The sequence below is a fragment of the Saccharomonospora iraqiensis subsp. paurometabolica YIM 90007 genome (genome assembly GCF_000231035.2).
Taxonomy (GTDB): domain Bacteria; phylum Actinomycetota; class Actinomycetes; order Mycobacteriales; family Pseudonocardiaceae; genus Saccharomonospora; species Saccharomonospora paurometabolica.
This window is the reverse complement of record NZ_KI912193.1, coordinates 9,877-14,950: the sequence shown is the minus strand read 5'-3', so window position 1 is coordinate 14,950 and position 5,074 is coordinate 9,877. Positions and strand designations below refer to the sequence as shown.

The 5,074-nt window shown below is 72.8% G+C and carries 8 protein-coding genes; 4 read left to right on the top strand and 4 right to left on the bottom strand.

Annotated elements, in window-relative coordinates:
* Both SACPADRAFT_RS24875 and SACPADRAFT_RS0201755 read left to right on the top strand, forming a co-directional pair.
* Window positions 1-503 (top strand): TNT domain-containing protein (locus SACPADRAFT_RS24875; protein WP_007026432.1); only part of this gene is annotated, 503 nt, incomplete at its 5' end.
* Entirely contained in the window at window positions 500-769 is a 270-nt protein-coding gene (locus SACPADRAFT_RS0201755; protein WP_007026431.1) for a hypothetical protein, read from the top strand. The genes SACPADRAFT_RS24875 and SACPADRAFT_RS0201755, both read left to right, overlap by 4 nt.
* Before the next feature lie 22 nt (window positions 770-791).
* On the opposite strand, the gene SACPADRAFT_RS0201750 is transcribed toward SACPADRAFT_RS0201755, so the two are convergent.
* The 3 genes from SACPADRAFT_RS0201750 to hisN form a co-directional block, all read right to left on the bottom strand.
* Window positions 792-1,064: an ECF-type sigma factor gene (locus SACPADRAFT_RS0201750; protein ID WP_007026430.1), complete on the bottom strand. Its 273-nt coding sequence runs from the start codon at window positions 1,062-1,064 to the stop codon at window positions 792-794.
* 15 nt (window positions 1,065-1,079) lie between these two features.
* Window positions 1,080-1,274, bottom strand: a complete 195-nt coding sequence (locus SACPADRAFT_RS0201745) for a hypothetical protein (protein WP_051442346.1) — start codon at window positions 1,272-1,274, stop codon at window positions 1,080-1,082.
* Between the two features lie 208 nt (window positions 1,275-1,482).
* Window positions 1,483-2,295, bottom strand: coding sequence for a histidinol-phosphatase (hisN, locus tag SACPADRAFT_RS0201740; protein WP_007026428.1), 813 nt, complete (start codon window positions 2,293-2,295; stop codon window positions 1,483-1,485).
* A gap of 9 nt (window positions 2,296-2,304) precedes the next feature.
* Here hisN and SACPADRAFT_RS0201735 point away from each other — a divergent pair, with 9 nt between their 5' ends.
* Together SACPADRAFT_RS0201735 and SACPADRAFT_RS0201730 are read left to right on the top strand one after the other, a co-directional pair.
* Window positions 2,305-3,069, top strand: coding sequence for a response regulator transcription factor (locus SACPADRAFT_RS0201735; protein WP_007026427.1), 765 nt, complete (start codon window positions 2,305-2,307; stop codon window positions 3,067-3,069).
* A gap of 18 nt (window positions 3,070-3,087) precedes the next feature.
* Entirely contained in the window at window positions 3,088-4,371 is a 1,284-nt protein-coding gene (locus SACPADRAFT_RS0201730) for an ATP-binding protein (RefSeq protein WP_007026426.1), read from the top strand.
* Between the two features lie 32 nt (window positions 4,372-4,403).
* Here the strand turns inward: SACPADRAFT_RS0201730 and SACPADRAFT_RS0201725 are convergent, their stop codons facing one another.
* Entirely contained in the window at window positions 4,404-4,970 is a 567-nt protein-coding gene (locus SACPADRAFT_RS0201725; RefSeq protein ID WP_028662140.1) for a GtrA family protein, read from the bottom strand.
* Between the last annotated feature and the right edge of the window lie 104 nt (window positions 4,971-5,074).

The window sequence follows — 5,074 nt, the reverse complement described above, 5'->3', positions numbered from 1 at the left end:
GCCCCGCACCCCCGCCGGTGGACGTGCTGCCGCCGCCGCCCGCCGCGCTGTTCGTCGATCACGACCCGCTCGGTGGGAGGCACGAACGCGACTGGGACGCGCAGTACCTGGCGGCCGACGGCGACCCGCCCGGGTACGTGTGGCCACCGCCCGGGCGGTACCCGGAGGGCGGGTGCGAGCCGGGCGAGTCCGTCGTGCTCGCCGAAGGCACCCTGATCGACCGGTTCGGTACCGCGCACGGCCGGGTCTTCGCCCCGGACGGGACCTCCTTCGCGCACCGCTCGCTGCCCCCGGCGCACCGGGACGCCGGGTACCGCCGGTACCGCGTGCTGCGTGATCTGCCGGTGTGGCGGGCGCTGTCGGCGCCCTGGTTCGGCCAGCCGGGCGGCGGCGTGCGGTACCGGACGGTGTATTCGGCCGCCGAGCTGGTGACCCTGGGCCGGCTCGCCGACATCACCTTCGAGCAGGCACCCGGGAACGACACGGAGGGGGAGCGCGGATGAACACCGAGTCGCTCGGTCGTTGGCTGGACGCGGTGGGGGTGCCGCACGAGGTGGTCTCGGTCGGCACCGAGTCCGACGACACCTGGTGTGTGCTGCGCGCCGAGGACGCGGGGGACGGTGGCCCGGTGTGGGAGGTGTTCTGGCGCGAGCAGGGCACCCGCTACGACTGGGCCCGGTTCACCGACGAACACGTGGCGTGTCACTACCTGTTCGGCCGGCTCACCTGGGCCCAGGTCGCCCGCGGCGCGGTGGGCGTGCTGCCCTGACCCACCGCGACGTCGTGGCAGGTCAGGCCGCGGCGCCGTCGGCGAAGCGCTGGCGGGCAGCTTGGCGGCTCACGCCGAGAGCCAGGGCGATGTCGTTCCATGAGCGACCGTGTGCCCGGGCCAGAGCGACGGCTTCGCGCAGTCGGGCCTGGTCCGCGGTCACGGCCTCGGCCGCGTCCGCGATCGTGCGCAGATCGTCGGTGTGGTCGACCTCGGCAGTGTGGGGGTCGAGGTCGTCAGCGAGCTGCTCGAACCGCGCCGCAGCGTGGTCGAGTTCCTCGTCGGTGTGTCGCATCGGTGGTCACCTCCTTCACAGGAACCGTTGAAACTTCGCTCGTAGGAGCATGGCGTGAATGACGACGGGATCGTCACCCTCAAGCCCGAGGATGCCGATCTCCAATAACGCTCCGGTCCGTGACGGTCCGATGAGCATGGTCAAATCCTCGTCCATGCGGACGCGGCGTAACCCGTGGCGGGTGGCATGGCGGATGTCCGCTTCAGCCACTCCATGCTTGCGCGCCGGCCCACCTATCCGCACGCAGACAACCTACCTTGTCGCGAGGATCGTGTAAAGAGAAGTTGTCTGTTCCCGCCGGGCCCGGTTCACCGACGAACACGTGGCGTGTCACTACCTGTTCGGCGGGCGACCTGGGCCCAGGTCGCCCGCGGCGCGGTGGGCGTGCTGCCCTGACCCGCCGCGACGTCGTGGCAGGTCAGTGGGTGCCGGGGGCCGTGTCCGGGTCGGAGAGCAGGGTGAGTGCGGTGTCGTGCAGCAGGCCGTTCGTGGAGAGGGCGGAGCCGCCGTCGATGCGGGGTGTTCCGGCCAGGTCGGTGAACCGCCCGCCCGCCTGCTCGACCAGCACCCGCACCGGTGCGACGTCCCAGGTGTTCACGATGGGTTCCACGGCGATGTCCAGGGCGCCCTCGGCCACCAGGCAGTGGTGCCAGAAGTCGCCGAACGCGCGGCTCTCCCAGGTGGCGTCCACCAGCCGCAGGTAGGACTCCCGCCGGTGGTGCTCGACCCACGACCCCAGGTCGGTGGTCGACACGGTGGCGTCTCCCGGCTCGGTGACCCGGGAGACCCCGATCCCGCGCACCCCGGAGTCGTCGGCGACCCACGCGCCCGCGTCGGCCCCCGCCCACCAGCGCCTGCCCAGCAGCGGTGCGCTGATCATGCCGACGACCGGGGTGCCGTCCTCGACCAGCGCGATCAGGGTCGCCCACACCGGCAGGCCGCGCAGGAAGTTCTTGGTGCCGTCGATCGGGTCGATCACCCACACCCGGCCGGGGCCGGTCGCCGACCCGCCGCGTTCCTCCCCCGCGACCGCGTCGTCCGGTCGGTGCCGGGTCAGCAGGGCGCGGACGGCGTCCTCGACCGCGGTGTCCGCGTCGGTCACCGGGGTCCGGTCGGGCTTGCTGTCCACGGTCAGGTCGAGGGCGCGGAAGCGGGCCGTGGTGATCCCGTCGGCGGCGTCGGCCAGGGTCCGGGCGAGATCCAGGTCAGGAGAGTATCGCGACACGGTCACGATGTTTTCATGTCGGCGCGCCGTAAGGTTGGCACGGTGAGCGTGGTCCTGTTAGCCGAAGACGATCCGGCGATCGCCGAGCCCCTCTCGCGGGCACTGGAGCGGGAGGGCTACGAGGTCTCGGTCGTCGCCGACGGCCCGACGACGCTGGAACACGTGTCCTGCGGCCGGGCCGATCTCCTGGTGCTCGATCTCGGGCTGCCGGGGATGGACGGGCTGGAGGTGTGCCGCAGGCTGCGCACCGGCGACCCGGACCTGCCGGTGCTGATGCTGACCGCCCGCACCGACGAGGTCGACTTCGTGGTGGGCCTCGACGCGGGCGCCGACGACTACGTCGCCAAGCCGTTCCGGCTCGCCGAACTGCTGGCCCGGATCCGCGCGCTGCTGCGCAGGCGCACCCCGGAGGTGCTGGAGTCGGGCGGGGTGCGGATGGACGTGGGCGCGCGCCAGGTCACCGTGGACGGCGTCGAGGTCACCCTCGCCAACAAGGAGTTCGAGCTGCTGCGGGTGCTGCTGGCGCACGCGGGGCAGGTGGTGAGCCGGGAGGAGATCCTGGCCGAGGTGTGGAGCGACCTGGACCCGGAGACCTTCCGTACGTCGAAGACGCTGGACATGCACATGTCCTGGCTGCGCCGCAAACTCGCGGTGGACCTCGCCGAGCACGGGGACGGGACCGGCGCCGCCGGGTTCGGCGACCCCGCACAGGCCCGGGGCAGGGGCGAGGAGCGGATCGTGACCGTGCGCGGGGTCGGTTTCCGCTTCAACACCGAGTGAGACGGGACCGGGTGAATCATGCGCCGTCGCATCCTGCTGGCCATCCTGCTCGCCGTGGCGGTCACCGGTGCGGCGCTGGGCATTCCGCTGGGGGTGACCGGCTGGGTGCTGGTGGACAATGTCACCCGGGAGGACCTGGCGTCCAACGCGCAGCGCATCGCCGCGATCCTGGACGACCAGCTGGCCGACGGCCGCCCGCTCGACCTCGACCAGGTGCGGGTGGCCGTGCCGCGGGACGGTGCGCTCACCGTGTACCGGCCCGAGCGGCCGACGTTGCGGCACGGCGGCGAACTCGGCACGGAGGTGGTGACCGAGACGGTGCCGATCGCGCAGAACGGCACCGTGGAGCTGAGCATCCCCGCAGGGCCGCTGCGGACCCGGCAGACGCAGGTGGCCCTGGCCGTGCTGATGCTGGTGGTGCTGTCGGTGGGGACCGGCACGGTGGTGGCCACCGTCACCGCCCGCAAGCTGGCCCGGCCGCTGCGGCACGTCGCCGACCGCGCGGCCCGGCTCGGCGGGGGTGACTTCCGGCCGGACCCCCGCCGGTACGCGGTGGCCGAACTGGACATGGTGGCCGACGCGCTGGACGCCTCGGCCACGGCGCTGGCCCAGCTCGTGCAGCGGGAACGCCAGCTCGTCGGGGACGTCTCGCACCAGTTGCGCAGCCGGCTTACCGCCCTGCAACTGCGGCTGGAGACGCTGGCCGAGCACCCCGACGCCGACGTCGCCGAGGGGGCCGAGGCCGCGCGGGAGCAGGCCGACCTGCTGGCCGCCGTGCTGGACGACCTGCTCGCCGCCGCCCGCGCGGCCAGCGAGGTCGGCGCGGAACCGGTCGAGCTGGACCGGCACCTCGGCGAGATCGCGGACGAGTGGCGGCCCGTGCTGCGGCCGGAGAACCGTGCGCTGCGGGTGAAGGTGGACGAGGGCCTCGTGGTCCGGGTGACCCCCGCCCGGCTGCGCGAGATCGTCGGGGTGCTGCTCGACAACGCCGTCCATCACGGGGAGGGGACCGTGAGCCTCACCGCCCGGCGGGGCGAGGCCGACGGCACGGTGCTGGTGCAGGTGCAGGACGAAGGGCCCGGGGTGGGGGACGAGCTCGCCTCGCACGTGTTCGACCGCGGGTTCTCCGGCAGCGGTTCGACGGGGGTGGGCCTGGCGCTGGCCCGCGCGCTCGCCGAGGCCGACGGGGGCAGACTCGAACTGTCGATGAAGCGGCCCGCCACCTTCACCCTCTTCCTGCGGGTGCCCACGCCCAGCGACGTGGCGGCCGTGGCCTGGCCGGAGGAACGGGTGCCGCGCTGACGCGGATGCCGGACCGACGCCCGCCCGGGGACTCAGCGCCCGGAGGGCACCTTCCCGCCCGGTGCGGACACGGAGCCGGAGAGTGCTCCCGTGTCGGGGTCGCGGCGGTGACCGCCCAGCTCGTCCGGGAAGACCCAGCGTTTGAAGCCCCAGAACCGGAAGGCCATCGCCAGCAGCATCCCGATGATCGACCCGCTGGTGAAGTCGGCGACCTCCTGCACCCACAGCGACACCTGCGGGACCTGGAGGTCGAGCACGTAGCGGGAGACGAGCAGCGGGACCAGGTTCACCCCCACCGCGACGCCGCTGATCAGGAAGAACAGTCCGGCCTCGTGACCGGTCTCGCGGCCGCCCCGGGTGCGGAACGACCACTCCCGGTTGAGCACGTAGGACACGATCGTCGCGATGATGATCGCGATCGCCTTCGCCGTGGTCGGTTTCGAGGTGAGGACCGTGAGTTTCAGCAGGTACCAGATGCCGTTGTCGACCACGAACGTCGTGCCGCCGACGATCGCGAACTTCAGCTGCTCGCGGTACCTGACGAGCACGGAGCGTAGCGGTGCGGGTACTCGGGCGAGTACGGTTTCGACCACGGCCACGCCCGCAGTCTACGCAGGGCGGCTCCGGGGCGCGGCCGACGGCGTGCCGTGCGGACGGTGCCCGGGTGTGCGCCGCCCGTCGGACACCGCCGACGGACCGGCCG

Excerpts from the sequence above, each read along its gene's own strand:
- SACPADRAFT_RS0201750 (WP_007026430.1), bottom strand. The coding sequence starts at position 1,064 with ATGCGACACACCGACGAGGAACTCGACCACGCTGCGGCGCGGTTCGAG.
- SACPADRAFT_RS0201730 (WP_007026426.1), top strand. The coding sequence starts at position 3,088 with ATGCGCCGTCGCATCCTGCTGGCCATCCTGCTCGCCGTGGCGGTCACC.
- SACPADRAFT_RS0201755 (WP_007026431.1), top strand. The coding sequence starts at position 500 with ATGAACACCGAGTCGCTCGGTCGTTGGCTGGACGCGGTGGGGGTGCCG.
- SACPADRAFT_RS0201735 (WP_007026427.1), top strand. The coding sequence starts at position 2,305 with ATGTCGGCGCGCCGTAAGGTTGGCACGGTGAGCGTGGTCCTGTTAGCC.